Genomic DNA, 23,927 nt, shown 5'->3' with positions numbered 1-23,927 from the left:
GGAGTCACAGCATGAAGACCGTCAACCACTGGATCGGTGGCAAGACCGTCGAGGGCGCGTCGGGCAACTACGGCCCGGTCACCGACCCGGCCACCGGCGCCGTCACCACCCAGGTCGCGCTCGCCTCCCTGGAGGAGGTCGACGCCGCGGTGGCCTCCGCGAAGGCGGCGTACGCGACGTGGGGCACCTCCTCGCTGTCCGCCCGCACCGCGGTCCTGTTCCGCTACCGCGCGCTGCTGGACGCCCACCGGGACGAGATCGCCGCGCTGATCACCGCCGAACACGGCAAGGTGCACTCCGACGCGCTCGGCGAGGTGGCCCGCGGTCTGGAGATCGTCGAGCTGGCCTGCGGCATCACCACCCAGCTCAAGGGCGAGCTGTCCACCCAGGTGTCCACCCGGGTCGACGTCTCCTCGATCCGCCAGTCGATCGGTGTCGTCGCCGGCATCACGCCGTTCAACTTCCCGGCCATGGTGCCGATGTGGATGTTCCCGCTCGCCATCGCCTGCGGCAACACGTTCGTGCTCAAGCCGAGCGAGAAGGACCCGTCGGCCGCCAACCTGCTGGCCGAGCTGGCCTCCGAGGCCGGTCTGCCGGACGGCGTCCTGAACGTCCTGCACGGTGACAAGGTCGCCGTCGACGGACTGCTGAACCACCCGGACGTCTCGGTCGTCTCCTTCGTCGGCTCGACCCCGATCGCCCGCTACATCCACGCCACCGCGTCCGCCAACGGCAAGCGCGTCCAGGCCCTCGGCGGTGCGAAGAACCACATGCTGGTCCTGCCGGACGCGGACCTCGACGCCGCCGCCGACGCCGCCGTGTCCGCCGCGTACGGCTCCGCCGGTGAGCGCTGCATGGCGATCTCCGCGGTCGTCGCCGTCGGCGCGATCGGCGACGAACTGGTCGCCCGGATCAAGGACCGCGCCGAGAAGATCAAGATCGGCCCCGGCAACGACCCGACGTCCGAGATGGGCCCGCTGATCACCGCCGTCCACCGCGACAAGGTCGCCTCCTACGTCACCGGCGCGGCCGCCCAGGGCGCGGACGTCGTCCTCGACGGCACCGGTCACACGGTCGAGGGCTTCGAGGACGGCCACTGGATCGGCCTCTCCCTCCTCGACAACGTCTCCACCGACTCGGACGCGTACAAGGACGAGATCTTCGGCCCGGTCCTGTGCGTGCTGCGTGTCGAGACGTACGAGGAGGGCGTGGCGCTGATGAACGCCTCGCCGTACGGCAACGGCACCGCGATCTTCACCCGCGACGGCGGCGCCGCGCGCCGCTTCCAGCTGGAGATCGAGGCCGGCATGGTCGGCATCAACGTCCCGATCCCGGTGCCGGTGGGCTACCACTCCTTCGGTGGCTGGAAGGACTCGCTCTTCGGCGACCACCACATCTACGGCAACGACGGCGTGCACTTCTACACCCGCGGCAAGGTCACCACCACCCGCTGGCCCGACCCGTCCGACGCCCCGGCCGGCGTCGACCTGGGCTTCCCCAGCAACCACTGACCCGGATCCTGCCAGGTCCGGGGCCCGAGGCCGGAGTGCGGCGTACCCGACGCACTCCGGCCTCGGCTGTGTCCGGCCGGGCGTGGATGCCTTGGACAGCCCGTGGCCGTATCCGGTTCAGGCCGCCGCCAGTGTCCGGGTGGCCTTTCGAACGTCCGAGAGGTAGGCGACGACCTGCGGGTCCCTGCGCCAGGGCTCCAACGAGCGGCCGTAGACGCGTAGATACTCCATTCCGCGCAGGCTTCCCATCCGGGTGAAGAGGTTCAGTGACTCGCGTCCCAGATGGAGGCTCTGGGCGAGGTCACCGTTCTGTGCGTGTGCTGAGGCCAGCACCGAGAGGCGGACGCTCCGCGAGCGGGCGAACGCGTCCGACGGCATGGGGCCGGCTGCGTGCCAGGCGAAGGTGGCCCGGTGGTTGCCGAGATCGCGGAAGGCCTCGGTCGCGTCGGTGATGATCCTCTGCTGGGTGAAGAACCCGATCCAGGCAGGGCCTTCGCTGCCCTTGCCGCGTTCGGCCAGCCGCTCCGACTGCGCGATGCACGCGCTCGTCGCCCGCTCGTCGCCTGCGCGCGCGTGCGACCGGGCCTCGATCAGTTTGGCGAACCCCGCCACGCGTGGATCGAGGGTGCGACCGCGTTGGTACGCGCCCTGCGCCATGTCGATGGCTTCCGAGGTGAAGCCGCGCATCAGCGACTGCATGGCCATGGTGGTGAGGATGTACGAACCCAGATCCGCGTCGCCGCCGGCCCGTGCCAGTCGCAATGCCTGGATGAAGTGACGTTGGGCGATGCTGTGCTGCCCCGCGTCGAACGCCGTCCAGCCTGCCAGCCGCGCCATCTCCGCGGTGACCCGGAACAGGTCACGGCCCACGGCATCGGAATAGCTGCCGCGGAGCAACGGTGCGACACGTCCGTACAGATATTCAGTGAGAGACGTCGACTTCCGGTTCGCCCCACCGAAACGGGAGTCCCACAGCCGGGCGCTGTCAGCCGCCTCCCTGAGCTCCGCGATGTGCCCCCGGTCCACCGCGGGCCCGCCGGTGCGCGCCCGGGTCGGCTCCGCCGGATCGATGAGCCAGCGGGTGAACGGGGTGGCGAAGGCGGAGATGGCGAACGTCTGGTTGGTGAGGAACTGGCGGCGGTTCACTGCGCTCCAATAGGCTGATGCTTCGGTCACTGCGTCGTCCTGACGACGGGCGAACTCCAGACCCAGCTCATTCGTGTCGCGCTCCGCGCCGGGCATCCCGATATCCGCGAGAGACACCGGCCTGCCCAGAATCTCGGATAAGCACATGCAGATGAGTCGCGGGGTCGGCCACTTCGGGACCATGCCACGGCGGCACCAGTTCGCCACGGACGTGTGCGTGTACTGGCTCGACCGCCCTTCACGGGCGGCGAGTTCGTTCACCCGATGCGCAAGCCTTTTGTGACTCGCGCCCGATGCGGCCACGAGTTCGTCGAGCTGTGGGTTTCCCTGGCGTTCGCTGCTTCGGGTGTCTGTCATACCGCCCCCCTTTCTCTCGCAGAGTACCCACGCCGCGGGCGTCGTGAGCATGTTCGACGAGTTGTGAGCCCCCTTGTGAGCCCTGCGCTGTTCGGCGCTCCCGCGCTGTCATGGAGGCAGCGGGGCCCGTGGGGGCCATGGAGACCGTGAGGGCCGCAGAGGCCGCGGAATCCGAGCGTTCGGAACGTACAAGGCCCGAGGAGGCCGCGGAGACCGCGGGCGTGGTGCCGGTGGTGCCGGGGCCCTGAACTCCGCTGCGGTTGTCGGAGCATGCTGAGAGGGAGATCCGAAAATGTTCGACCTGATCGAGTTATCGGTGGTTCTCTCGCCGGCGGCGACGGTGGAAGTTCACCTTCCGGTGGGATTCATTCTCTATATGATCTTCTCGCGCGGTTCCCGAAAGTAGTTCCGGCGGGTGGAATGCGGCCGGGAAAGCCGCAACGGGGAAAAGGGACACGCACAGAACTGCAGGGCCGCTCCCCCGGGGCGGCCCTGCAGTGGTTCCTGAGCGATCACTGAACACTGATCAGAGGCCAGAGATCAGCGACCCGTACCGGCCGCCTCCTCCTCCTCCTCGATCATCCGCTCCATCGGAACGACCGCGATCCGGCCCGATACGGCGAACGCCATCACCATCGCAGCCACCAGGACCACCGTGCCCGCCCACACCATCGTCTCGACCGGCACCGTGTACGCCCCCACCGCCCGCACCGCGCACTCGCTCAGCAGCGCCGCACCCCACACCGCCGAGAACCGCACCTCGGCCCGCCGGAACGCGTCCGACTCCGTCGAAAGCCGCTGATAGGCGGCGGACTTGGCCGCGTCGCCCCGGGTCAGCCACGGCCGCAGCCCCGCTGACATCATCGGCCGGCCGCGCAGCGCGGACACCAGGATCACCAGGCCGATCGTGCTGCTCACCCCGCTGTCCTTGAGGAGCATCAGCCGCGGGTCACCGGCCACCAGACTCAGCAGCAGCCCGACCGCGTTGACCGTCACCATGAGCGCCGCGAGAGCGTTGAGCCGCCGGTCGCGCGCCACACCCCACACCGTCCGCACCCCCGGCACCACACTGCTCCAGGCCAGCGCACCGAACGTGCCCAGACCCGCCGCCTTCAGCAGGTAGTAGGAGACGAGCGGCACCCCCACGTCGACGAGCAGCGGCATCATGCTGTCCAGCAGCGCCTTGCGAGGGGAGAACGAGGCGCCACCGGCCGGGGCTTCGGCGACAGGTGCGATGACTGCGGCGGCCGGGCTGCTCATGACGGGTTCCTCCCGTATCGCGAGGCCCTTGCGGCTCCCGCTTCCGATACGTAAAGACTGGCCTGCGGACCCCTGTCCCCGGCAGAGCCGGGTGTACTGGGCTCCGTATGACGAATGTCAGTGCCCGGGAGTGACGCGGGCTGCGACGCGTGCCGCCCCACCGGCAGACCGGACGTCAGGAACCCGGCGTACAGGCCGTGCTCTGTCACAGGCGCGTGTCGGTCATCGCTGATTCTGCGACGAATGCCGCTGCTCTGCATCCCGTGGGCGAGTGATACCCGTACCCGCTTTGCAGACGGCAATGCGCGGTTGATAGGCATAGAGCCCAGCGCGGGATGGCTGCGGCGATCTTCGGCGTGGCACGCTGCTGCGCTCGACGGCGTCGGCGGACGCCGGGGCATGGGAACGAGACGTTGTGCGAAATGGGGGGCATCGTGTCCAAGTGGGACATCAAGCCGGAAGGCGTTCGTGGGGTCCTGAGCAAGACCGCTGAGGCCGCCGGTGAGTTCGAGACGGAATTCACCTCGTACGGCGATGGGTTGCTGGGCTCCGCGACGTGTGCGGGCACGATGGTGCTGGGCGGGACCGAGATCCCTGCGGGGGGTGCGTTCGGTCCGGTGGCTCAGGCCTTGCAGGAGTTCCAGCTCCACACGAACAACGACCTGAAGTTCCTGCCCGTCCGGACGGGGAAGTCCATCACCGGGGCGCGCCTCGCCACGGAGGAGTACCTCAAGGGCGACCTGGACATGGCAAAGAACAAGCAGGAGGAGTACTCCAAGGCTCCGACTGCGGAAGAGATGAAGGACCCCAAGAAGTGATCGACCTGGGGAAGATACCGACCTTCACCGGCGATCTGGAGACCTTGGAGACGCATGCGGCCTCGCTGAAGACGACTGCCTCCAGCATTCGCGGTACGGGCAAGGACGTTCACGACGCCTTCCAGACGCTGGATCCGGTCTATGACGCTCCCGAGCAGTCGGAGCTGCTCGATTCGACGATTCCGGTGCGGGACAAGGCGGACGCCTTCGCGACGAAACTGGAGTCCGTCGGTGGCGCGCTGGCGAGTTTCGCGACGACCGCCCGTCCGCTGGTCAACAGGATGAAGCAACTCCGCGCGGACGCGGAGAAGTTCGTAGCGGACAACAAGGACGACGACGACTGGCAGCAGGACCAGGACAAGATCGACGAGAATGAGCGTCTTGTCAGTGAGGTCGGTACGACGTGGGTGGCGTTCCAGGGCGTCGAGCGTGATGCGGCCAACAAGATCACCTCGTTGGTGGGTGGTACGCATTTCGTCGTGGATGACGGTTCGCACAAGGCCGGCATGTACGGCTTCAAGGAGAGCGACGTCAAGGACGCCAAGGAGACGCCTTGGGGGACGGTCGACGAGCGTGAGTACACGGGTCTGCGGGCTGCGTGGGAGTGGACGAAGGACAACGTCGGCGGTGCGCTGAAGGGGTTCTTCGTCGACGGTGTGTGGGGCACGATCAAGGGCCTCGGCAGCATGGTCAACGTGTTCGACTGGGACAACTTCAAGAAGACCTGGTCGGGCATCGGCGATGTCTTCGGCGGCATCAGCGCGTACATCATGACGCCGTACGACTGGGCGATGGACAAGATGTTCGGCCCGGTCGACCACAGTGACACCGACAAGCAGAAGGCGGCCCTGCGCAACTTCGGCAAGTCGCTGGTCGCATGGGACGAGTGGGGCAAGGATCCCGCGCGGGCGTTCGGGACGGTGCTGTTCAACGGCGTGACCCTCGGTTCGGGCTCGTTGCTCAAGCTCGGCAAGGCCGGGAAGCTGGGTGTGGGTGCCGAAGCCGTGACCGCGCTGGGCAAGGCGGGCGCACTCGTCGACCCGATGAGCTACCTCGGCAAGGCGGCGGGCGTCACCAAGATCAAGGTCGGCGACCTCATGGAGAGCCTGAAGGCCAGCCAGGCAGGCGTTGACGACATGGCCCGCACCATCCCCACCGGGACCGCACCGCACCCGGGCGAGGTACCGGCCGTCCCCGGTATCGAGTACGTCGACGCCGCGGGCAACACGCGGGTCGTCGGCGACGACGCAATCATCCGGGACGAGCACGGCAACGTCGTACCCGACACCGAACCGGTCAAGGAGCCCCACAAGAGCGAGCTGTCGAACTCGCACGAGACGCGTACGACGCCGACCGGGGAGAAGGTCCTTGAGGGCGCGGGCGGGCCGAGCCGCGTCGAGAACTCGGCGAACGGTTCGAACCACCCGACGGGCCCGGCGCACCCGCCGGGTGGTTCGCACCACCAGCCGTCCACGGGTGGGCACGCGGCGGAACATCCGACGGGTGGCGGCTCCTCGGGCAGCGGTGCGGGGTCGCACACTCCGTCGGGTGGTGGTGGCGGTCACCGAGCTTCCGGACACGGCGGCCATGAATCGGGCGGCCACGGCGAGAACCCGGAGACGCCGGGCGGCGCCGGCGATTCCGACGGCAGTCTCCCGGGTGACGGCGGTGGACCCGACAGAGGTCCGGCTGGCAGGTCCGAGGAGCCTGAGCGGCAGCCCGGAGTCATTCTCGAAGGCGACCGGACAGGTCAGCAGCCCAGCGGACCCATGGCGCCTGAGCATGAGGCCGCCGTTGCGGCGGCACTCAAGGACTTGAAGGTTCCGCCGGTGGACCAGGGCCGTATGCTGACGCAGCTGAAGAAGTCGGAATACGGGGCAGCTGTTGCCGAGTATATTTCGAGCGGCAGATTTGCGGATTTTCCGATGTTCAAGGACCCCAAGGGCCTCCTTTTTCAGGTCAAGCAGAACGGCATGATCCCGGCTGTGCATCAGGCAATGGAGCATGCTGCGGAGCTCCAGGCCAAGGGAATCAAGAACATTGAGTTCGAGTTGAAGCTCCCCGAGAGGCAACTCGATCTCGATGTACTGGTCCGCGTCGACGGCCGTATCGAATACGGTGCCCAACTCAAGGATGTGGACAGCGTTGCGGGCATCAAGTCGGCCGTCAAGAAGATCGCGGAAAAGCAGCTCGGTGGGTCCGGGGTTGACATCAAGGTGGGAATTCTGGATATCAAGGGCCTCAGGAGCGAACTCACGGAGCGTGAAATTCAGGCCGTTCAAAGGGCCGCGGACCGTACCAACGCGTCCTTTGAGCTAAAATTCGACGATGGTTCCGTCACTATCTATCCCTCCAATGCTGCCAAACCGTAAGGAAGTTCGATGGCTATGCTGATGCGCGCGCCGAAAGAGAGCGGCTCGTGGTTCTGGGACCTGGACGACGTGGTGGAACCCGGTCTGGAGTCCGCGCTGAGGACGGCGGGGCGTATGAGTGCGGTTCTTCAGGAGCATGCCCTGCTGGAGCCGGACGCACTTGAGTGGAACTGGTTCCAGATCGGAATGGGCGGCCTCGGAATTCACAGTCGCCTGGACCTTGTTCATCGTTCGCTCGACGATCCGGAGCTGCCCAATAACCTCCGCGCCTGCCGGCCGGCCGGTCATCCGCAGGCGGAGATGGGCGGAATTCTTGTGCTGGGTTCCGGCGCGTGGTTCGACGCGAACGGAACGCGTCACCACGAGCCCCGTCTCGTCGAACTGATGGTGTCGCCCGACGAGATCGGCCCCTCGGCCGAACTGTCCGTCTACCACGACGTATGGGGCCCGTGCGATTTCCGGGGCGAACCACATCCGGCCATCCACGAGGCCAATGGGCCCCGGCTCGCATCAGCCCTGCGTCAGCTCGTCGACCTGCTCGGAGCCGAGCCGGAGCCCGGCGAGCCGACGTACTACGGCCGGGCAGAGGGCTACGGGCTAGAGGCTCCCGACATCATCGACGGGCGGGGACCGGATCTTACCGATGCGGCGTGGGGCTAAGGGCTGTCCCGTAATCCCTGACGGGCGCACGACGACAGCTACGGCGCCTCGCCGCGTTGTCGGAACGCCCGAATACGTCCAGTATGCGGACGTCCCTCCGCCTTGCGATGCACCGCATCTGACGCCGCGCGCTGATCCGCCAGGGATTACGGGGCAGCCCTTAGGAGTCGGCCCGTGATTGCTGCCGGATCAGCGCACGGCGTTGGATGCGGGAACTCTATTGAGGCAGATTCAGTGGAGTTGGGTTATGAGTGTGCAGCGAGTCAGCGCCTCTGCCCGCACGGTGGGCCACGCCGTCACCGTCGTCTTCCGCGCCGAGGGCCCGGGAAGCGGCAGTTCGGCCGATACTTGCTGACAGTCGGCGACGAGGGAGCGCGTGCGGATGTCCGCGAGGCGCTGAACAGCCGACCACACAGCACCAAGAGGAACACCGCATGACCAAGGACGTGATCGCGCTCACCGAGCGCATGCCGGACGCGACGGCCGTACTGGCGGGCCTGCTCGCGGGCGGCCCGGACCTGCACGTCGACACCACCGGCGAGGGCGCCGTGGTCCAGCTGTGCGATGCCGGGGGCCGGCCGCTCGTCTCGATCGAGGTGCCACTGATGCTCCAGGTGCCGGGCGAGGCGGCCCGGTTGCTGGGGCCCGGCGCCGAGCCGTCCGGCGACGGCCCGGTGTGGTGGGTCGAGGCCCGTGCCGCCGCAGGTGTCCCTCAGGCCGAGCGGCTCGCGGGCGCCTTCGCGGCCCGTCTGACCATGCTTCTGGGCGGCCGGGTCTGGCCGCCGGACGCCCCCGGCACCGTCGGCGCGGCCCGCCCGGTCGATGTCTCGGGCATCACGGCCGTACCGGTCCCTGCCGCCGCCCAGCCGGCCGTCGACATGCTCACCGGCAAGGCCGCCGTCGTCCTCCAGGACCGGCCGGTCGTTCCCATGACGAGCTGGCTCTCCGAGGCGCTGCGGGCCACCGTGGAGAGCGACCGGTCCCTGCAGATCGTCACCCCGCCGCACTGCCGGCTCTCCCTGCCCACCCGTTTGCTCCTGGAGTCCACGCACTCACGCTGGGTGGTGCAGGACGAGCGGTGCGGCTACTACGACGGGCTGACCGGCGCGGTACTGACCTGGCAGGACGAGGCCTTCGCCCCGGCCCGGGACGAGACGGGTGAGACCCCGGTGGCGGACGCCTTCACACAGGCGTCGCCCACCGGCGGGCGTCAGCTCATCGTTTCCTTCCGCACCCAGCACCATGCCGCCGCGGACCTCGTTCTCGGCGGCGCGCTGGAAGCAGCCTGGCAGGCGCTTGCCGGCGGCCCGCCGGCCGGCTGGGGGACATCGGAGCCGGCCGGTCTGCCCTGGTCGCGGCGGCAGCTGACCGAGCTGGCGTACGAGCGCGCCCCCCGGCCCACCTGGACCGTCGTCGTCGGAACCCCGGACCGGCCCGCCGTTGCCACGCTGCGCGTGATCCGCACCCCGGAAGGCGTGGAGGAGGACATCACCCTCACCGTGGGCTACGGCCCCGGTGAGAAGCCGGCCCTGGAGGTGCTGCCGGAGCTGGCCGGCGAACTGGTGACCCGGCACGGGCTGAAGACCATGATGTGCCAATTGCGTGAGGCGCGCCGGGACCTGAGCGCTCCGCCCCGCTTCGAGCACCCGCCGCTGCCGTACGCGTTCGTGCTGGGCCCCGATGAGGTCCGCGAGGCAGGCCGCTCCACCGCGAGCAGCACACCGCTCAAGGAGGCCCCGGTGCAGCTCGGCCCGAGCGTCCGGCCGGGCTTCTACTACCCGCTCGGCGACGGCGAGACCGCTGAGAGCTGGACCGCCCTCGAACAGCTCATGCGCCACCTGCGCGGAGCGCCGCCCGTCCAGTGACCTGAGCCCGATGCCGCGCGTGCGCCTGCCGTTGCTCCGCAAATCCGCATCCGCATTCCGCATCCGCTGCCGCACCGACATCCACCGTCCACCGCCCGGCGCCGTCCGGGGCGTTGCGTACGGCAGGCGCGCATCACGAAACCCGCTCGACCGCCGCGCCCCGGCAGTGCTGGGATGACGCCATGACCGTACCGGCCCCGCCGCAGCACCAGATCCGCGCACTCCACACCGAGACCACCGTCACTGTCTACCAGGCATACGCCCCGGCCCTCGGCCTGCCCGCTGTCCGCGACGGACGCTTCCCGCCCGCCTGGAAGCGCGATCGGATGACGTGGATCAAGCCGAGTTTTCTGTGGATGATGTATCGCTGCGGCTGGGCCGCGAAGGAGGGCCAGGAGACCGTCCTGGCCGTCGAGATCAGCCGCGAGGGCTTCGACTGGGCGCTGGCGAACGCTGAACTCTCGCACTACGAGCGGGGCGTGCACCCCGACCGTGCCGCCTGGCAGCGGAGTCTGCGCCGTGCCCCGGCCCGCGTCCAGTGGGACCCCGAGCGCGACCTGCACCTGAACCGGCTCCCGTACCGCTCTCTCCAGCTCGGGCTCGCGGGCGAGGCGTCGCGGCGGTACGCGGACGAGTGGACGGTGTCGATCCGCGACGTCACCCCGCTGGCCCGGGAGATCCATGAGCTGGCCGGCGCGGGCAAGGCCGACGCGGCGGCCCGCCTCCTGCCGGCCGAACGGCCCTACCCCGCGCCGCAGTCCACTCCGGGAACCGGCCCGTCCGGGGCGGTGGTGGTGGGGTGATAATGCCGAGGTGAGGGGCAGGAGTGTCGGCCGAGGGGGAGCGGGATGATTTCCGAACCGGAGATGGCGGGAGAGTTCGGCGCGCCCGCCGGACATGAAGTGCTGGACCTCGCGGACCGGCCGCCCGCGGCGGACCGGAGGCCGCGGGCTCCGGGGCCGCGGTCGCGGTGGGTGTGGGCACTCGGCGGGGCCGTACTGGCGTCGGTCCTGTGGGGGATCGCGCTCCTCGTCCACGTACCAAGTGACCGGACGCCCGACCTGCACGGGTACCGGCTGGGCAAGGATCCCTGCCCGGCCGTGCGGCTGAAGTCGATCGGTGCCGCGATCGCGCCGAGGGAGAAGGGGCGCGGGCCCGGATCGTGGACGCTGCACCACGCCGCGCTCGACCGGGGCCAGTGCATCATTTCGCTGCGGCAGAAGAACGGCGAGAAGCAGTCCGGGAAGGGCTGGTCCGTTCACTACGAGGTCGCGGTCAAGGTCGCCCTGCACAAGAAGACCGACCCGCGCACCGAGTTCGAGGCCGAGCGGAACGCGACCGATCTCGGCGTCGAACCAGGGACCCGGGTGGAAGTGGTTCCGGACCTCGGCGACAAGGCCTATCTGCTGACCCTGGAGAGCGGGGAGTCCGAACTGCGGGTCCTGGAGGGCGGTGCGGTCCTGTCCCTGCGTCTCATGTCCTTCACCGTGTACGAGAACGACGACGGCGACGACGGCGACGGCAAGGGTGAGGCGCCAGCCCCCGACGACCGCGGCGAGGAGCCGGACACGGCCCCCTATCAGGCAGCCATGATCAGCGACATGCGCGACCTCATGGCGGCCCTGAAGCACTGAGCGGCGGCCCTGAAACATTGAGCGGCTGACGCGAAAACGCTCAGCGGCGGCGCTGAAGCGCTGAGCGGCGGATACGGAACCGCTGAGCGGCGGCCCTGAAGCGCTGAATCGCGGCCCCGGACCAACCCAGGCCACGCCCGGTCAGCCGGACGACTCCCTGAACGTCCACGTCAGCATCGCGAATCCCCCGTCGTCCGCCGCACCCGCCGCGCGGTACGTCGCCAGTGCGGCCTCGTTGTCCAGGTCCACGCCGACCCACATGTCGTAGCAGCCCCGCTCCTCGGCCACCGCCGCCAGTGCCAGGGCCAGCGCGCGACCGATGCCGCGGCGGCGGTAGGGCGCGTCGACCGCGAGTTCGTACAGGCACATCTCCGCGCCCTTGTCCGGGTGCAGCATCTCGATGCCGGAGACAAAGCCGGCCGGGACGCCGGCCACGTACGCGATCACCATCAGATGGCCGTCCGCCGCGAGGAAGCGCGCCGCCCACTCCGGGCGCGCCGGGCCGTCGTAGAGGTGCTGGGCGGCTTCGAGTTCGGCGACGGTCGTGGCGCGCCGGATTTCCACCGGGTTGTCCATGGGGGCCTTTCGGAGGTCGGGCCGGTCCGTGCGGCGGGGCATACCGCAAGCGGAGTACGCGGGGGAGCGCCGTACGCCTTGAGGAGGCCGGGCACCTCCGCCTGACGGCAGCGTAGGCGGGGAGGCGGCCCGCTTAGGCTCGACACATGGATTCCCCTATTGCGCGTACGTCCCGGTGGCGGCGTCTGCTGCCCCGCACCCGCGGCCGGTGGGCCGCGGGCATCGCCGCGCTCGTCGTGGTGGCCGGGGCGGGCACCTGGACCGCCGTGGCCGACGACAGCGCGCCGGCCGTGCACCGGCAGGACCGGATGATGCGCGTCGACGGGGTGTCCGTCGACACCTCGTACTTCACCGCCGGCGGCACACAGCGCCGGCCCGCCGTGCTGATCGGCCACGGGTTCGGCGGCAGCAAGGAAGAGACCCGGGCCCAGGCCGAGCAGCTGGCCGCCGACGGGTACGCCGTCATGACCTGGTCCGCTCGCGGATTCGGGAAGTCCGGCGGCAAGATCTCGCTCAACGCACCCGACCGCGAGGTCCGGGACGTCTCCCGGCTGATCGACTGGCTCGCCGGCCGCCCCGAGGTGCAGCTCGACGCCGCGGGCGACCCCCGGGTCGGCGTCACGGGGGCCTCCTACGGCGGTGCCGTCTCGCTCCTCGCCGCCGGGTACGACAAGCGTGTCGACGCCATCGCCCCGGAGATCACCTACTGGAACCTCGCCGAAGCCCTCTTCCCCGACGGGGTGTTCAAGAAGCTCTGGGCCGGCATCTTCGTCACCACGGGCGGCGGCTGCGGGAACTTCGAGAAGCAGCTCTGCGCGATGTACGAACGGGTAGCCGTCAGCGGGAAGCCGGACGCCGCCGCGCGTGCGCTGCTCACCGAACGGTCCCCGAGCGCCGTCGCCGACCGCATCAAGGTCCCCGCGCTGATCGTGCAGGGGCAGACCGACTCCCTCTTCACGCTCGGCCAGGCCGACGCCATGGCCAGGGCCGTCAAGGCCAACGGCGCACCCGTCGCCGTCGACTGGATCGCGGGCGGGCACGACGGCGGGGACATGGAGACCGGCCGGGTGCAGAAGCGGGTCGGGGCGTGGTTCGACCGGTATCTGAAGGGGGACAAGGGCGCCGACACCGGGCCCGCCTTCCGCGTCACCCGGACCGGCGGCATCGACTCCACCGACGGAGCCGCCCTCACCCGCGGTGCGAGCAGCGACTCCTATCCGGGGCTGCGCAGCGGCGGAGAGAGGATCGAACTGCGGGGTGACGCACAGAAGTTCAGCAATCCCGCCGGAGCCAACCCGCCGGCCATCTCCGCCGTTCCCGGCGTCGGCGGCGGGCTCGCCCAGCTGTCCACGCTCGGTGTCGGGCTCTCCATCGACTTCCCCGGGCAGCACGCCACCTTCGACTCAGCCCCGCTGAAGACCTCCCGGCGCATCACCGGCTCGCCCACCGTGCGGGTCGATGTGAAGGCGGGGCAGGGCGACGCGGTGCTGTTCGGCAAGGTGTACGACGTAGCGCCGGACGGGAAGCAGCAGGTGCTCCCCTCCCAGCTCGTCGCCCCCTACCGGATCACCCCCGACCAGCAGGGCAAGCCCCTTGAGCTGACCCTGCCCGCCGTCGACCACGAACTCGACTCCGGACACCGGCTCCGCCTCGTGCTGGCCGCGACCGACCTCGGCTACGCGTCCCCGGCCGCGCCGACCACGTACACCGTCTCCCTCGACGGACCGCTGACCATCCCCACCGCACCCGGCCTCGCGACCGCCTCGGCCGCCCTGCCCTGGTGGACCTGGGGGCTCCCGGCCGCCGCCGTCGTGATCGCCGCGGCCCTGCTGCTCACCGCCCGGCGCCGGACCGCCACCCCTGCCCCCGACCCCGCACTCGCCGACGTACCTCTCCAGATCACCGGCCTGTCGAAGAAGTACGCCAAGTCCGCCGACCGGTACGCGGTCCGGGAACTGTCCTTCCGCGTCGAGAAGGGCCAGGTACTCGGGCTGCTGGGGCCCAACGGGGCCGGCAAGACCACCACCCTGCGCATGCTCATGGGGCTCATCACCCCCGACGACGGCGAGATCCGTGTCTTCGGGCGGGCCATCCGGCCCGGTGCTCCCGTGCTGTCCCGGGTCGGGTCGTTCGTCGAAGGGGCCGGCTTCCTGCCGCACCTGTCCGGCCGCGCCAACCTGGAGCTGTACTGGCAGGCCACCGGGCGGCCCGCCGGGGACTCGCACATGGAGGAGGCCCTGGAGATCGCCGGACTCGGCGACGCACTGGCCCGAGCCGTCCGCACGTACTCGCAGGGCATGCGGCAGCGCCTCGCCATCGCCCAGGCCATGCTCGGGATGCCGGACCTGCTCATCCTCGACGAACCGACCAACGGCCTCGACCCGCCCCAGATCCGCGAGATGCGCGACGTGATGATCCGGTACGCGGCCGGCGGCCGTACCGTTATCGTCTCCAGCCACCTCCTGTCCGAGGTCGAGCAGTCCTGCACCCACCTGGTGGTCATGGACCGAGGCCGGCTCGTCCAGGCCGGTCCGGTCGCCGAGATCACCGGCGGGGGAGACATGCTGCTCGTCACCGCGGCCGACGAGCTCACCGAACCCCTCGTGGAGAAGATCGCCGCACTGCCGGGAATCGGCTCCGCCGTCCGCACGGACGACGGACACGGGCTCCTGGTCCGGCTCGACGGCACGACCTCCTCGCAGCTGATCGCCGAACTGGTCCGCCTCGACGTGCCGTTGACGGGTGTCGGACCGCACCGCCGCCTGGAGGACGCATTCCTCACCCTGATCTCCGGAGGCTCCGCATGAGTACCGCAGCCGAAGTCGCCGAGGCCCCCGAGGCACCCGGATACCGCGCCCGGAACACCCTTCCGCTGCGGGTGGAGGCCGTGCGGCAGCTGCGCAGGCGGCGCACCCTGCTCATGGGCGGGGTGCTGGCCGCCCTGCCCTTCATCCTGATCATCGCGTTCGCGATCGGCGGCACCCCGGACGGCGGGCCCGGAGGCGGTGACCGGCTCACCCTGATGGACACCGCGACCGCGTCCGCCGCGAACTTCGCCGCGACCTGCCTGTTCGTCTCGGCGGGCTTCCTGCTGGTCGTCCCGGTGGCGCTGTTCTGCGGCGACACCGTGGCCTCCGAGGCGGGCTGGTCCTCGCTGCGCTATCTGCTGGCGGCGCCCGTGCCCCGGGCCAGGCTGCTGTGGAGCAAGCTCGTCGTGGCGCTCGGCTTCAGCCTCGCCGCGATGGTGCTGCTGCCACTCGTCGCGCTCGCCGCGGGGGCCGCCGCGTACGGCTGGGGCCCGCTCGAACTGCCCACCGGCGGTGCGCTGGCGGCCGGGGACACGGTGCCCCGGCTCGCGCTCGTCGTCGCCTTCATCTTCGTCTCCCAACTGGTCACCGCAGGGCTGGCGTTCTGGCTGTCGACGAGAACGGACGCCCCGCTGGGCGCGGTCGGCGGCGCGGTCGGACTCACCATCGTCGGCAATGTGCTGGACGCGGTCACCGCACTCGGCTCCTGGCGCGACTTCCTGCCCGCCCACTGGCAGTTCGCCTGGGCCGACGCGCTCCAGCCCGACCTGGAATGGGGCGGCATGGCGAAGGGCGCGGCGATCTCGGTGACGTATGCCCTGATCCTGTTCGCCTTCGCCTTCCGCGGGTTCAGCCGTAAGGACATCGTGTCCTGACCTTGACATTCCGCCGGAGTTCCGTCGGTCGTTGCCGCATCGAGATCGTTCCGCAATGTCCTCGACGGCTCCGGTGCCCCCGCTCGCACGTCACATTCACAAGTGCTGACACGACGACACGGGGGGTACCGGGATGGAACGCCGGACACGGATGTACCGGGGAGCAGTGGGGCTGCTCCTGGCGGGGGGCGTGCTGCTCACCGGCTGCTCGGGCGGATCGGCCAGGGACACGAGCGCTTCCGAGAACGGCAGGCGGGCGCCCGCACCGGCACCGGCCGCCACCGGCGGGGCGGCCGAGGACGGTGCGAAGGAATCAGGAGCCGAGAAGGACGCGGACGGGCTGAAGGAGTCCGCACCGCCCGACTACCTGTCCACCTTCGCCCTGGACGTGGACACCGCCTCGTACGGATACGCGCGCCGCACCCTGGCCGACGGCAGCCTGCCGAGTCCGGAGACCGTACGGCCGGAGGAGTTCGTCAACAGCTTCCGCCAGGGCTACCACCGCCCGGACGGCAACGGCTTCACGGTCTCCGTCGACGGGGCGCGGGCCGGTGGCGAGGCCGGTGACTGGTCGCTGGTACGGGTCGGCCTGGCGACCAAGGCGGCGCCGAGCAGCGCCGAACGCCCGCCCGCCGCCCTCACCTTCGTCGTCGACATCTCCGGATCGATGGCCTCCTCCGACCGCCTCGGCCTGGTGAAGACCTCGCTCGGCATCCTGACCGACGAACTGCGCGACGACGACTCGGTCTCCCTGGTCACCTTCAGCGACGAGGCGAGGACCGTGCTGCCGATGACCCGGCTGAGGGACCACCGCGGCAGGATCCACGACGCGGTCGACTCCATGGAGGCCACCGACTCCACCAATGTGGAGGCAGGCGTCCGGCGCGGTTACGAGGAGGCGGTCGACGGCCACCGCAAGGGCGCCAACAACCGTGTCGTCCTCCTCTCCGACGCGCTCGCCAACACCGGCGCGACCGACGCCGACGCGATCCTCGAACGGATCGGCTCCGCCCGCCGCGAGTACGGCATCACGCTCTTCGGAGTCGGCGTCGGCAGCGACTACGGCGACGCCCTGATGGAACGGCTCACCAACAAGGGCGACGGCCACACCACGTACATCGCCGACGAGGAGCAGGCCCGCAAGGTCTTCGTCGACCAGCTGCCCGCACACGTCGAACTGACCGCTCGCGACGCCAAGGCGCAGGTCGCCTTCGACCCCAAGACCGTCGAGAAGTTCAAGCTCATCGGTTACGAGGACCGCAAGGTCGCCGACGACGACTTCCGTAACGACAGCGTCGACGGCGGCGAGATCGGCCCCGGTCACACCGTGACGGCCCTCTACGCGGTCCGCCTGCGGGAGGGTGCGTCGGGCCATGTGGCCACCGCGACCGTGCGCTGGCTGGACCCCAAGTCCCGGGCGGCGCACGAGAAGACGGGCTCGGTCGAGACGGGGGAGATCGACGGCAAGCTCTGGGGCGGCGACAGCACCCGGCTCCAAGTGGCGGCGGTCGCGGCCTACTTCGCCGACAACCTGCGCGGCGGCGGGCTTCCGGGAGCCCCCTCGCTCACCGAGCTCGCCTCCAGGGCGAAGGAGCTGGCCAACCTCACGGAGGACGACTCGGTGGAGAAGCTGGCCACTGCCATCGGCCGGGCGGACCAGCTCAAGGGCGGCCACGAGGACACCGGAACCCGGACCGGAGAGGGCGAAATGGACTGACCGGGACCGGCCGCGGGCAGCCGGTCCCACAGCTCAGCGAAATCGCGCTGTGCGACCGGTCCTGCCGCGCCATGATGAGCCCATGACCTCTCTGTTCTCGACTCTCGCCGTGATCACGACCGGCCTCTACGCCGGCTTCATGCTCACGTTCCTGATTGCGGTGATGCCCGGCCTGGCCGCGCTGCCGGACGACGGGTTCACCGCGGCGATGCGCCGGTTCAACGAGAAGGTCCCGGGGCCCGCGTTCCTGGTCCTCTTCATCGGAGTGATCGCCTTCCCCGCCGTCACGGTGTTCACGGAGCTCGACGAGAAGCGGTGGCCGCTGGTGGCCGTGGCGATGGCCTGCGCCGTCGTGTCCCACCTGGTCACGATCGGCGGCAACATCCCGCTCAACAAGGCGCTCGCCGAAGCCGAGGGCGGTGACGACAGCGCGGCCCGCAAGGCGTTCGAGGGTCCGTGGAACGGCTTCCACCGCTTCCGTACCGCACTCTCGCTCGCCGCCTTCGTCCTGCTGGCCGCCGCCGTTCTCTGACCGCAGGGCGTCTCACGCCCGCCGTTCTCTGACCGCAGCGTGTCTCACGCCAGATGGAACACCTCCACCAGCGGCACCATCGCCTCGTCCGCCGCCTCCGGCTGCTCGAAGAACTCCGCCATGTCGCGCTGCCACCGCTCGTTCACCTCGGTGGCCGCCATCGCCTCGCGGGCCGCGTCGAAGTCCTCCGTCTCCAGATAGCCGACGAGCAGCCCGTCCTCGCGCAGGAAGAGCGAGTAGTTGTGCCAGCCCGCCGCGGTGAGCGCGGCGAGCATGTCCGGCCAGACCGCCGCATGGCGCTCGCGGTACTCGCCGATCCGGTCCTTGCGTACGTTCAGCAGAAAACAGACGCGCTGCATGCCCTGGTCTCCCGTGTCCCCTCGGAACCGACTGCGCGGAAGCCGATGTCAGCATCCGATGTCGGAGTCTTGATGTCGGAGTTTTGATGTCGGAAGTCGAACTGGCCGACGCCCCCTGTCGAACACGGTCGTCATGAAAGGTTTCAATCAAGGTTCTCGGAAGCTAGACGGGGAGTGCGGGTGCAGTCAATGGGCGGGTGCGGGGAAGTCGTTGTGGTCGGCTACTGGTGGCGCATCAGGTGGGCGTTGAGCGTCTGAAGGTATTGCCAGGCGCTGGGATCGGTGCCGTCGCCGAGGTCGTAGTGCAGGGCGGGGCGCGCTGCGGGGCCGAGAGGCGATGGGCGCGGGTGACGGATGGATTCGGCGCGGGTGCGGCCGATGGCGCGTACGGCGCCGGGGCCGAGGGTGAAGGAGCAGGGAACCGGGGACGGTTCGTGGTGGGGCGGTGTGGTCAGGTCGGCGCGGGCCGGGCGCAGGTACGTGAGCATCGAGGTGAGGTTGTGCCGCGTGGCGAGCGTCTCGGCCAGCTCGGGCAGGGCGTCGAGGGGCGGGGTGCGGCCGGCGGTGTGGCCGACGGCGAAGGTGATGTGCTCCTCGACGCCGGCCGGGGTGCGGATGATTCGACAGGTGGCGATCGCCGGACTGTCCGGGGCTCCGACGACGACCAGCCAGGTGGGTGCCGCCTTCCTGGCGCGGGCGCGGGCCAGTTCGGTGAGTTGTCTCGTTGACCAGGGGAGGCTGACAGGCTCGGCGGTGGACCATCCGGCGGGCGGGGCACCGGTGAGAGCCTGCCAGACAGCTTCAATGGCACTGCCGAGGAGGAGACCGTCGGCGGCAGGGTGGGTGTTGCGGATGGAGAGGTGGAGTTGCTGGTCTCCCGAGGCGTCTGCACCGGATCGGAACACGTCCGCGATCGCAGGCGGTTGCCCTGTCTCGGACACCGGGGCGAATCGGCCGTCGTGCCAATGGAGGATCGCGCCGGTGAGGCCGTCGTAGTAGCCGCAGCCGGGGTCGTGGACGACCCAGCGGGCGGGAACGTTGATCAGCAAACTGCGCATGGGCATGGTCAGCCGGGTGCCGGGCGGGGTGATGATCTGCAGTTCGCGCCCCGACGGAATGGTGGTCCGCAGCAGGTCGGTGAGCCAAGTGGTGGCCGCGACGACGGGACGGTCCTGGAGGAGTACAGCGGCCCGGGAGGTGAGGACGTCGACTGCAAGCTGGTCGTCAGGGGCACGCCGGTCGTCGACGGAACCGACCCCAGGTGCGGAGGGAACGGTGACGACGCCCGTGTGCGCTGAATCGGCCGGCCAGGTGGACCCGCCCAACAGCGTCGTCAGCCGTCCGGCTATCGACCCGGCCAGCCGCCCGGCTTCCGCGACCGCTGTACCCGCCCTTGCCTCGGTCCACCACACGGGGGACTCGACGTCTGCCTCTGCTCCCAGCAAGCGGCCTACCTCGCCCGGAACTTGCACGAAAACCGGCACATCAACGACCGCCACGGGCTCGTTGTGCTGCGTACGCAGCTGGATGACAGCACCCTCGGCGCTGCTGCTCACCCGAAGGTCGGGGCCGCCGGCGTACAGCCCGGCGAGCACGCTGCGGGCGTCAGGCATGGTCGGGGTGAGGGCGATGGCGTCCTGTGTCATGGCAGCCTTTCGGTCGGGAAGCCGGGCGTAGCGGTGATTCCTTCCTTCGGCGGAGTGCAGGGCGATGGACTGTTTCCCCCCGACACGAGTGGTCTTGCCCGTCTCCCTCCGCGCGACTGTTGCCCCTGTTCCAGCCGTCAGAGCCAGCTAGTGAGGTCGGGGCCCAAGCCGTCGTCGTACGCGTCGGGCGTTGCGAGTCCATCGAGTGTGGCGGTGCCGAAGTAGGTTGGCTCGCCCAGTTCGGGCGCCATGTCGAACAGGCTGCTGAGTCCCTGCAGCGCGGCCGTTAGGCGAGGGGCGTTGTACTGGTGAAGCGCCGGATGCGGGTGCCCAGAAAAGTCGTACTTGCCCCAAATGTCATGATGTACGGACAATTCTGCAGAGAGGCCGACGGGAGCCGGGGAAACAGTCAAGTTAATCAGGTTCATCTCTTCTTGAGATTTCCCAGCTGCATCAATCCATGTCCCTGTTCCCCTGATGTGAATGTGCCCGATTTCCGAAGCGGGGAACGCGGTGGGCCGACTGCCGAGCACACGTCCGGGAAGGCTTGGGCTGCTCAGCGGCTCGGTGACCTCGAGGCTGGTCGTGATGCCGGTGGTGCCGATACCCAAGACATGCCATCGGTATTCGAGTTTGACGGGAGTGAGAAGGTCAAGTCGGTCAAGTACCTCGGTCATCTGTGCTGCTGTCGAGAGGGCCGACTCCAGCCCGGCAGGAGCGATATCGTAAAGGTCCCAGAACCAGGAACCGCATTCCCGCGGTGCTCGTATCAGTTTCGACATGAATTTCCTTAAGGGAAAGTGGGTCCGTTCGGTGGGACTGTCAGTGATCCATCGGTGAAGCGAAGGAGGAAGGTTCCTCCCATTGTTTCCGCCCGGTATTCCGCTTCTCTGAACATCCGGGGTGTGAGGCTCCCCATCGGCTGATGAACGTCCAGGATAGCGACCCGGTGGCCGACCCCATGGTGGTCCAGCTGCAGAGCGGACTTCTCGGCGGCGCGCTTAATACCCTTGATGGTGTCAACATCCTTGAGTTGGTAGCCGTAGTCGATGGAACCATCGGGATGCCGTGTGTAGACATCGAGATCGAATGTATTTGTGTCCAGTTCCACGCCTACCCGGGTGATCCCCTGAGCCTGGAGGTCGGTAGCAACTCTCATGGCCATGTAGGCAGCGGGAACCATGCCTTTCGGGTCCGACTTGCTCGGCGCTTTCTTGCACATGTCGAGCAGCTTGTTGTAGCCCTCCACGTCCCGCAGATGCCCCCGCGAAAGCATCTCTGCGGCCCCGGCCCCGTACGGGTCCTTGCGCAGGGAGCGAAGCACTGATGCCTGCTCGCGAGCGTCCATCCTGGCCCGATCGAGTTCAGCGACGAGCCCGGCCTCCTGGTCCGGTCGCATGCGGCCTGTAAAGGACTGTGCGGAGTCGTCGGAATTCTTCGCATACTTTGACGGATCAATGTCAAGAGGTCCGTCCGGAGCGCCGCTGTGCGAGGGCGGTTCCTGGCCAGGTGTTGACGAATTCTCATGGGTGCTCAGGCCATGTCCGCCATGTGGGAGATCGGCGGAGGACCCTTTGGGCGGCAGAGCGTCGGAGCCCCCAGCGGGCCTGCCCTCCGCCGGGCCGTGAACGCCTTCGGGTGGGTGGCCGGGGCTGACCGGGCGCGTCTCCCCGGCCCCGCTGTCGGTCGCATCGCGCGCTGACGACGGGTGGGCGTGTTCGCCGTCACGGCCACTGTGCGCCGTCTCGTGACTGGCTCGGGGCGGCAGCATGTCGCCGCTGCGTCCGGGTGCCTCGGGGGCATGCGCGCCGGCCCCCACCAGTTCGTGCTGCCGGGAGGCCGCGATCGATGACGGAAGGTCGGCTGCTGCCGGCTCCCGGAGCGGTGGCGTGGTGTCGGGCACGCCTCGTCTGCCGGGAATGAACTGGCCGTCCGCGATGCTGAGCTGGGAGCCGTCGGGGTACTCGATGAAGCTGTGCGTGGCGCTCGCCGCCGTGCCGGCGTCGGTGGCCGCGCGGACTCCGGCGGTGAGGTCGGCGACCCGGGGCAGGGCGCGAGCGGCGACACCGACTGTTTTGGCCGCTGCGCCGATCGGGTCCAGAACCTCACCGGCCTTGGCCATGGCGCCGGCCACACGTGAGGCCATGCCCGCCTTTCCGGCCGCCGATCCGGCCTTCGAAGCCGCGCCCAAGGGGCCGGCGCCCAGGGTGAGGCCGTTGAAGATGACCGTGCCCAGCGCCTTGCCGGGGTTGGTGGACCAGTCGTCCCAGCCCACGAACGCCTTGCCGAACTCCTTCGCGTACGGCTTGCTGTCGTCCATCAGTTTCTTGTTGAGCGGGTTGAGGTCCTTGCGGTCGCCGTGCGGGTCGAGGAGGTAGCCCTCGGCACCGACGATCACCCGCAGCAGGCCCTCGCGGGCGGTTCCGCCCTCTTCGCCCGTGCTGAAGAGGTCGACCAGCCCCTCGACCGAACCGGCGGCGTTGTCCCACAGGCTGACGCCGACCTGCTCCAGGTGGTAGTCGATGCCGAACGGCAGGACCTCGTGGTGCGCCGGGCTGCCCCAGGGAAGGGAATCGGCCTCGCCCAGCTGATCCGCGCTGAACCCGTAGGCGTTCTTCTGCCCGGGGCTTCCGTCGTTGATGTGCCACTGGGTGCCGTTCACCGACGCGGTGATCTTGTCGGCGCAGGTCACCTCGGCTTGCTGGAACGCGGCGACCGCTGTGTTCACCCCGTCCCACAACGCCTGATGCTCGGCGACCTTGTCCGCGTCCTTCTGCCAGTTCCCGAACGGACCGTCGTGGTCCTTGACCGACTCCACGAACACCGAGGCTTGCCAGCGCAGCATTTCCAACTGCTTGATGATCTCGACGACCTCGACCGCGTACGTCTCCAACGCACCGGCCACGGTCAGCAGCCGGACTGCGAAGTTGTCGGAGGTGTCCTGTACCGCCTGCGTGGTCGCAAACAGCTGCCCTGCCTCAGGTGCTTTGTACGAAGCGCTCAGGTGTTGGAAGCGGGTATGGACATCGCTGCCGTTCTCACTGATCGCCGTCGCCGCCTGCCGCAGGGCGATGATCTCCCTGCCCAGGGCATTCAGGTCCCCGGTGAAGACAGGAATCTTCTCCGGGCTGATCACCCCTCGCCTGCCTTCTTCCGCGCCGCCTCGAGAAACGCCGTCACGTCAGGTGGCAATGTCGCCTGGCGCTGCGCGTTCCACGCCTGCTCCAGGTCCCCGGCAAGGTATGCATTCGTCGCCTCGATGGCACCGTTGGCCGAGTTCCCGGCTCGCAACGGCAGGAACGCCACGTCCACCTCGGTCCCTTCGACGAACTGCCCCAACGCAGCCGCCACCAACCCGGCTGCCCGGCCCTTGCTTCCGCCGCTCTCTGCGCCGAACGCCAGCGTGCCCGTTGACTCCATCGCCCCCTGGACGCCCGTCCCGTACAGCCGGATACCGGCGTTCATGCTGTCGGTGGCCTCCCTCACCTGGGAGATCACTGCCTGTACGCCGGAAGGCCCGATGTCCCACCCCGTCATGCCGTACCCCCGTGTGCATCCCCCGGCAGACGCGTTCCTGCCCATGTCCATGGATGCTGCATGGATAGCAGTTTCGCGATTGCACTAGCAATGCACTTTCGGCCAACACTGTGTCCACCTGCTGCAATGCCTCATTTGCGCCGTGTGTGTAAACCTCCCGGTGCTACGCAGAACGGGCATCACGGCACCCGGCGCGGGATCGTCGGAGTGCCCCTGCCTGCGGCCGTCCGGCCTTACGTCATCACTACGCCGAGC

At 69.2% G+C, this 23,927-nt stretch carries 19 protein-coding genes; 11 read left to right on the top strand and 8 right to left on the bottom strand.

What is annotated here, in order from left to right; translation table 11 throughout:
- Positions 1-11 precede the first annotated feature (11 nt).
- Positions 12-1,511 (top strand): CoA-acylating methylmalonate-semialdehyde dehydrogenase, encoded by a 1,500-nt coding sequence (locus OG782_RS12260; RefSeq protein WP_406450208.1) that lies wholly within the window; start codon positions 12-14, stop codon positions 1,509-1,511.
- 117 nt (positions 1,512-1,628) lie between these two features.
- Here OG782_RS12260 and OG782_RS12255 read toward each other — a convergent pair whose 3' ends face one another.
- A complete protein-coding gene (locus OG782_RS12255; RefSeq protein WP_406450206.1) occupies positions 1,629-3,065 on the bottom strand; it encodes a sporulation protein in 1,437 nt (478 codons plus the stop codon).
- 489 nt (positions 3,066-3,554) lie between these two features.
- Complete coding sequence (locus OG782_RS12250) at positions 3,555-4,274, bottom strand: VC0807 family protein (RefSeq protein ID WP_406450204.1); 720 nt, start codon at positions 4,272-4,274, stop codon at positions 3,555-3,557.
- A 422-nt stretch (positions 4,275-4,696) separates the two neighbouring features.
- Between OG782_RS12250 and OG782_RS12245 the strand changes: the two genes are divergently transcribed.
- The 6 genes from OG782_RS12245 (at position 4,697) to OG782_RS12220 (ending at position 11,623) form a co-directional block, all read left to right on the top strand.
- Positions 4,697-5,092 (top strand): DUF6507 family protein, encoded by a 396-nt coding sequence (locus tag OG782_RS12245; RefSeq protein WP_406450202.1) that lies wholly within the window; start codon positions 4,697-4,699, stop codon positions 5,090-5,092.
- Complete coding sequence (locus OG782_RS12240; RefSeq protein ID WP_406450200.1) at positions 5,089-7,464, top strand: hypothetical protein; 2,376 nt, start codon at positions 5,089-5,091, stop codon at positions 7,462-7,464. Before OG782_RS12245 ends, OG782_RS12240 begins: the two co-directional genes overlap by 4 nt.
- Positions 7,465-7,479: 15 nt before the next feature.
- Positions 7,480-8,124, top strand: a complete 645-nt coding sequence (locus tag OG782_RS12235) for a hypothetical protein (RefSeq protein ID WP_406459014.1) — start codon at positions 7,480-7,482, stop codon at positions 8,122-8,124.
- A 434-nt stretch (positions 8,125-8,558) separates the two neighbouring features.
- Positions 8,559-9,989 carry a DUF6177 family protein gene (locus OG782_RS12230; protein ID WP_406450198.1) on the top strand — a complete coding sequence of 477 codons (1,431 nt, stop codon included), beginning with the start codon at positions 8,559-8,561 and terminating at the stop codon, positions 9,987-9,989.
- 182 nt (positions 9,990-10,171) lie between these two features.
- Complete coding sequence (locus OG782_RS12225; RefSeq protein WP_406450196.1) at positions 10,172-10,792, top strand: DUF4291 domain-containing protein; 621 nt, start codon at positions 10,172-10,174, stop codon at positions 10,790-10,792.
- Positions 10,793-10,837: 45 nt separating this feature from the next.
- A complete protein-coding gene (locus OG782_RS12220) occupies positions 10,838-11,623 on the top strand; it encodes a hypothetical protein (protein WP_406450194.1) in 786 nt (261 codons plus the stop codon).
- Positions 11,624-11,764: 141 nt separating this feature from the next.
- Here OG782_RS12220 and OG782_RS12215 read toward each other — a convergent pair whose 3' ends face one another.
- Complete coding sequence (locus tag OG782_RS12215; protein ID WP_406459012.1) at positions 11,765-12,187, bottom strand: GNAT family N-acetyltransferase; 423 nt, start codon at positions 12,185-12,187, stop codon at positions 11,765-11,767.
- A gap of 158 nt (positions 12,188-12,345) precedes the next feature.
- On the opposite strand from OG782_RS12215, the gene OG782_RS12210 reads away from it, so the two are divergent.
- From OG782_RS12210 to OG782_RS12195, 4 genes are all read left to right on the top strand, one after another.
- Positions 12,346-15,006 (top strand): alpha/beta fold hydrolase, encoded by a 2,661-nt coding sequence (locus tag OG782_RS12210; protein ID WP_406450192.1) that lies wholly within the window; start codon positions 12,346-12,348, stop codon positions 15,004-15,006.
- Positions 15,003-15,881, top strand: a complete 879-nt coding sequence (locus tag OG782_RS12205; protein ID WP_406450190.1) for an ABC transporter permease — start codon at positions 15,003-15,005, stop codon at positions 15,879-15,881. The genes OG782_RS12210 and OG782_RS12205 overlap by 4 nt, the downstream gene beginning before the upstream one ends.
- Positions 15,882-16,014: 133 nt before the next feature.
- The gene (locus tag OG782_RS12200) at positions 16,015-17,598 is read left to right on the top strand and encodes a von Willebrand factor type A domain-containing protein (protein WP_406450189.1); all 1,584 of its coding nucleotides are present in this window, start codon (positions 16,015-16,017) and stop codon (positions 17,596-17,598) included.
- A gap of 82 nt (positions 17,599-17,680) precedes the next feature.
- Positions 17,681-18,130 (top strand): DUF1772 domain-containing protein, encoded by a 450-nt coding sequence (locus OG782_RS12195; protein WP_406450187.1) that lies wholly within the window; start codon positions 17,681-17,683, stop codon positions 18,128-18,130.
- Between the two features lie 44 nt (positions 18,131-18,174).
- Here OG782_RS12195 and OG782_RS12190 read toward each other — a convergent pair whose 3' ends face one another.
- The 5 genes from OG782_RS12190 to OG782_RS12170 form a co-directional block, all read right to left on the bottom strand.
- On the bottom strand, positions 18,175-18,489 hold the full coding sequence (locus OG782_RS12190; RefSeq protein WP_406450185.1) for an L-rhamnose mutarotase: 315 nt from the start codon (positions 18,487-18,489) through the stop codon (positions 18,175-18,177).
- A gap of 221 nt (positions 18,490-18,710) precedes the next feature.
- Positions 18,711-20,135: a DUF6177 family protein gene (locus OG782_RS12185; protein ID WP_406450183.1), complete on the bottom strand. Its 1,425-nt coding sequence runs from the start codon at positions 20,133-20,135 to the stop codon at positions 18,711-18,713.
- A 137-nt stretch (positions 20,136-20,272) separates the two neighbouring features.
- Complete coding sequence (locus OG782_RS12180; protein WP_406450181.1) at positions 20,273-20,917, bottom strand: hypothetical protein; 645 nt, start codon at positions 20,915-20,917, stop codon at positions 20,273-20,275.
- Positions 20,918-20,925: 8 nt separating this feature from the next.
- A complete protein-coding gene (locus tag OG782_RS12175; RefSeq protein ID WP_406450179.1) occupies positions 20,926-23,271 on the bottom strand; it encodes a hypothetical protein in 2,346 nt (781 codons plus the stop codon).
- A complete protein-coding gene (locus tag OG782_RS12170) occupies positions 23,268-23,672 on the bottom strand; it encodes a DUF6507 family protein (protein ID WP_406450177.1) in 405 nt (134 codons plus the stop codon). The genes OG782_RS12175 and OG782_RS12170 overlap by 4 nt, the downstream gene beginning before the upstream one ends.
- Positions 23,673-23,927 lie beyond the last annotated feature (255 nt).

It is taken from the genome of Streptomyces sp. NBC_00876 (genome assembly GCF_045207435.1).
Lineage (GTDB): Bacteria > Actinomycetota > Actinomycetes > Streptomycetales > Streptomycetaceae > Streptomyces.
Note: the sequence above shows the minus strand (reverse complement) of the source record. Positions and strands in the feature narration are given on the sequence as shown.

What these genes read in the sequence shown, in the direction of transcription:
- OG782_RS12220 (WP_406450194.1), top strand. Translation starts at nt 10,838, where the DNA reads ATGATTTCCGAACCGGAGATGGCGGGAGAGTTCGGCGCGCCCGCCGGA.
- OG782_RS12230 (WP_406450198.1), top strand. Translation starts at nt 8,559, where the DNA reads ATGACCAAGGACGTGATCGCGCTCACCGAGCGCATGCCGGACGCGACG.
- OG782_RS12200 (WP_406450189.1), top strand. Translation starts at nt 16,015, where the DNA reads ATGGAACGCCGGACACGGATGTACCGGGGAGCAGTGGGGCTGCTCCTG.
- OG782_RS12245 (WP_406450202.1), top strand. Translation starts at nt 4,697, where the DNA reads ATGGGGGGCATCGTGTCCAAGTGGGACATCAAGCCGGAAGGCGTTCGT.
- OG782_RS12190 (WP_406450185.1), bottom strand. Translation starts at nt 18,489, where the DNA reads ATGCAGCGCGTCTGTTTTCTGCTGAACGTACGCAAGGACCGGATCGGC.
- OG782_RS12210 (WP_406450192.1), top strand. Translation starts at nt 12,346, where the DNA reads ATGGATTCCCCTATTGCGCGTACGTCCCGGTGGCGGCGTCTGCTGCCC.
- OG782_RS12250 (WP_406450204.1), bottom strand. Translation starts at nt 4,274, where the DNA reads ATGAGCAGCCCGGCCGCCGCAGTCATCGCACCTGTCGCCGAAGCCCCG.
- OG782_RS12180 (WP_406450181.1), bottom strand. Translation starts at nt 20,917, where the DNA reads ATGTCGAAACTGATACGAGCACCGCGGGAATGCGGTTCCTGGTTCTGG.
- OG782_RS12185 (WP_406450183.1), bottom strand. Translation starts at nt 20,135, where the DNA reads ATGACACAGGACGCCATCGCCCTCACCCCGACCATGCCTGACGCCCGC.
- OG782_RS12195 (WP_406450187.1), top strand. Translation starts at nt 17,681, where the DNA reads ATGACCTCTCTGTTCTCGACTCTCGCCGTGATCACGACCGGCCTCTAC.
- OG782_RS12235 (WP_406459014.1), top strand. Translation starts at nt 7,480, where the DNA reads ATGCTGATGCGCGCGCCGAAAGAGAGCGGCTCGTGGTTCTGGGACCTG.
- OG782_RS12260 (WP_406450208.1), top strand. Translation starts at nt 12, where the DNA reads ATGAAGACCGTCAACCACTGGATCGGTGGCAAGACCGTCGAGGGCGCG.
- OG782_RS12255 (WP_406450206.1), bottom strand. Translation starts at nt 3,065, where the DNA reads ATGCTCACGACGCCCGCGGCGTGGGTACTCTGCGAGAGAAAGGGGGGC.
- OG782_RS12170 (WP_406450177.1), bottom strand. Translation starts at nt 23,672, where the DNA reads ATGACGGGGTGGGACATCGGGCCTTCCGGCGTACAGGCAGTGATCTCC.
- OG782_RS12205 (WP_406450190.1), top strand. Translation starts at nt 15,003, where the DNA reads ATGAGTACCGCAGCCGAAGTCGCCGAGGCCCCCGAGGCACCCGGATAC.
- OG782_RS12225 (WP_406450196.1), top strand. Translation starts at nt 10,172, where the DNA reads ATGACCGTACCGGCCCCGCCGCAGCACCAGATCCGCGCACTCCACACC.